This is a genomic window from Methylacidimicrobium cyclopophantes (genome assembly GCF_902143385.2).
Classification (GTDB): Bacteria; Verrucomicrobiota; Verrucomicrobiia; order Methylacidiphilales; family Methylacidiphilaceae; genus Methylacidimicrobium; species Methylacidimicrobium cyclopophantes.
Genome location: NZ_CABFUZ020000197.1, coordinates 1 through 3,341, shown reverse-complemented (window position 1 = coordinate 3,341; position 3,341 = coordinate 1). Strand labels below are relative to the sequence as shown.

The 3,341-nt window shown below is 59.5% G+C and carries 3 protein-coding genes; 2 read left to right on the top strand and 1 reads right to left on the bottom strand.

From position 1 onward, the window contains the following. Together FN369_RS08650 and FN369_RS08645 are read left to right on the top strand one after the other, a co-directional pair. On the top strand, window positions 1-2,156 hold a 2,156-nt coding region (locus FN369_RS08650; protein ID WP_142525760.1), incomplete at its 5' end, for a TonB-dependent receptor. A gap of 486 nt (window positions 2,157-2,642) precedes the next feature. Further along, entirely contained in the window at window positions 2,643-2,897 is a 255-nt protein-coding gene (locus tag FN369_RS08645) for an AbrB/MazE/SpoVT family DNA-binding domain-containing protein (protein ID WP_178087772.1), read from the top strand. A gap of 38 nt (window positions 2,898-2,935) precedes the next feature. Here FN369_RS08645 and FN369_RS08640 read toward each other — a convergent pair whose 3' ends face one another. Beyond that, the gene (locus FN369_RS08640) at window positions 2,936-3,211 is read right to left on the bottom strand and encodes an AbrB/MazE/SpoVT family DNA-binding domain-containing protein (RefSeq protein ID WP_178087771.1); all 276 of its coding nucleotides are present in this window, start codon (window positions 3,209-3,211) and stop codon (window positions 2,936-2,938) included. Window positions 3,212-3,341 lie beyond the last annotated feature (130 nt).

Here is a 3,341-nt window from a genome sequence, read left to right as displayed (position 1 = left end):
ACGTCGTCAGCGAACCCGTGGTTAGCGGGCTCCCCGCCACCGCCTTCCGCAACGGCATGCTCGTTGGTTTTTCTAGCGGCGGCAATTGGGGGCCCCTGCTCAATTTCAATGCCGACGACTCGCTTGACGTCGTGACCGGCCCGGTGAGCATCGTCTTCGGTCCTCAAGAATTTGCCGGCGGGTACATGAACGAGGTGACCAAGCAGCCCTTCTTCGACCGCTTCCGGGGCGATGCCTACTACACTTTGGGCATGTACGACACCAACATGTGGAACATCGACATCGGAGGCCCGATCGGGACCGAAAAAACGCTCGCCTACCGCTTCGACTACTTCGGCCAGGAAGGCTATGCTCCGTACAACTATTATGATGGATCTTACTTAAACCGGGAGTGCGCCTATCTCGCCCTTTCCTGGAAGCCGACGCCGGAGGTCGAAGTCGACTGGAATGGGGAGATCGACCAGAACTCTTTCCTCCCCTACGCCGGAGTGACGCGACCCACCCAGTCCTTGATCGATTCCGGGCTCTACCAGAGCGGTCCCTGGATCGGCTACTACACCCCACCGGCGACTGCGGCGCAACCCTTCGGCCAGTTCCATCCGGGCCAAGGCACCCCCCCTCCCGGTTCCGGCTACGCCATCCAGTGGGGGCCTCTCGTTCCGATCAGCGGGCGAGCCAACCTCTTCAACACGCCGCTCGACTCTTCCAGCCAGCTTTATGCGGTGAGCCAAGCGATCGCGACGATTCGGCTCAGCGAGAACGTGACCATCGTGAACAACACGCTCTTTGAGTATTTTCAAGCCAATGCGGCGCAGCCGATTCCCGATCCGACTTGGGTCGTCATGCCCTACGGAGTCGATCTCGCCGACCGATTGGAAATCCGCTGGGAGCCTGAAAAGAAGAGCTCCTGGTTCTCGCAGCTCGTCGACGCCGGCCTCGCCTTCCGCTTCCTAAGCGACGAGGAGTATTCGGGTAGCTGGCACCCAACGAGCAACCAAGCCGATATGAGCAGGCCGATTACTCCGGCCGATGGCTCCCTGCCGGTGCCCTATTCACTGGCGACAAGCCCCGCTTACAACAACCCGTTCTTAACGGACATCCCGATTCCAGGTTATCCCGGGGAATATTTCAACGTCGACAACTTCGCCTCGACCCAATGCAACTTCTGGGAGCTCTCTCCCTTTGTCCAGGACATCCTCCACTTCGGCGAAAAGGCGAGCCTCTTCCTCGGCGCCCGCGTCGACGCCTACTTTGTGAACGCCCAACCCCCTTCCGGCACCCCGGCGCTCCTCCTGGCTCCCTACACCGACTACCAAGCCACTTCGACGAGCGCCCTGCTGCCCCAAATCAGCGCGAGCCCCACCTACCGGATCTTTCCCTGGATGTCCTGGTATGCCACCTACTACTTCGGGCAGACGACCGCCCAATCGATCTTCGGCTCCTTCGCCCCGGAGTTCACCAGCACCTACTACCACCAGACGCAGACCCTCTACGAGACAGGCCTCAAGTTCTCGCTCCTGCGCGATACGCTCTTCCTCGGACTTTCCGCCTACGCCCAATCGGGCTTCATCCCCGCCTTCGTCCTCCCGGGAGGTGTGACGCCAACCGTCTCCGCCGACGTGCAGGGGGTGCAACTTCAAGGGAGTTACCAGCCAGATCGCCATTTTTGGGCCAACTTTGGATTCAACTACATGCAGGGGTACGAGAACTGGACCAATACCGACGGCGTCGGCCCGACCACCTTCACCCCCTACACGGCCAGCGTGGCCGCACAGTACGGGCTTCCGGTCAGCCAAATCGTCTCCCTCGCCCCAGGCATCTATCCCTTCATCGGCTTCCCCAAGGAGTATGGGAACCTCATGCTGACCTACAAGACCGACTCGGGCTTTGGGATCTCCTTTTGGACCATCCAGCAGGGAGGACAATTCCTTTCGTACGACTACTCCGTCCGAGCTCCGGCTTGGTACACCTTGAATGCGAGCCTCTTTTACGCAGCGAACCATTGGGAGGCGCGGGTCTGGCTCTACAACTTCACCGACAACCATTACTGGATCGCCGGGGCTCCCGGCTTTACCCCCGCCCGTTCCGCCAACCTCGAGTATGCCGCTCTCCAAATGCCCTTTTGGGTCCAGGCGATGATCCGGCTCTCCTTCTAACCATCCCCGGCCCGGGACCGAAGGCGGTGTGCGAAGAAGTCTAAGACGAGCAGCCAGGACATCCGGGCCACGTCTTCTGGTTTGTTCCAGTAGATTTCCAGGTAGACGTGGCTGAGCGGGGAGTTCCAGAAGAGCGGTAGGACCGAACCGAAAGCCGAGAGAGTAAGCCTTTTCCATGCTTGTCCCGCCGCTGCATGCCAGGCGGCGCCCCTTCCCTCCGTCAACGTCCGGGGTGCAAGTAAGACGGTCGTCCAGCCGGTTTCCAAGCTCCCAGCGCCCGCAGGCCGATCCTAGCGCCGCAGCCGCATGCTCGTAGGAAAGGGTCGTTCTCCGCGGCTGCAGAAAGATGGCAGGACCTCTCTTTTCGTGTTACAAGTATGTGACAAAGCCGTTGACTCGCTTATTACGGCATAGTAACTGCTAGTGATGGCTAAGAATTTGCAAAGTAAGCCTGATAAGGGCGCGCGCAAAAAGACGACAGCCAAGGTGAAAACCGTCTCGGAGGGGAATGGACGGCCCGTCGGCACGACTCGACTGAGCATCAAGGGTCAGGTTGTGATTCCCGAAGCCATCTGCAAGAGTCTCGATCTGAAGCGTGGAGATCAATTCTTCGTTCTTGCCGATAAGGATACAATTTGTCTTCGGGTGCTTCGGCCCCCTACGAGCCGCGAATGGGCCCAACTCCAGGAGCTGGCCAACCTTCTTATGAAGGGCCTCTCGCAACCGGCCGCCGCCGCGTAAACGGAGAAGAGCTCGCTTGAGAAGGCGAGCTGAGCCGCCTAGATCCGCTTCAAAAACACGAGGTCGTTGATCGCCACGACCACGAATTCATCTCCGGGTTGCAGTCCGAAATTCTTTCGGATCTGCTCAGGAATCACCATCTGTCCCTTAGAGGAGAGATGGGTCGTCCAGAAGCCGGGCACCATTTCCGCCTCCGCCGATCTCCTCCCTTGCTTTTGAGGAGCGGCAGACTCCTGGGAATTCCGCGACGCAGAAGAAATCGAGTGGTCTGCCGGCAGTTGGGAATCCCCCTTGGAAAGAGGTGCGGCTGCCATATGCATTCCACTCGACATTACGAGCTTCTCCGGTGATCTCTCATAACAAATCCTATCCAGGAAGGGGAGTCAAGAATGCTTCCTCGTCGGTTCTCCGTCACGATGGCGATCGGCCGCGAGCCGACGGCGG

Excerpts from the sequence above, each read along its gene's own strand:
- FN369_RS08640 (WP_178087771.1), bottom strand. The coding sequence starts at position 3,211 with ATGGCAGCCGCACCTCTTTCCAAGGGGGATTCCCAACTGCCGGCAGAC.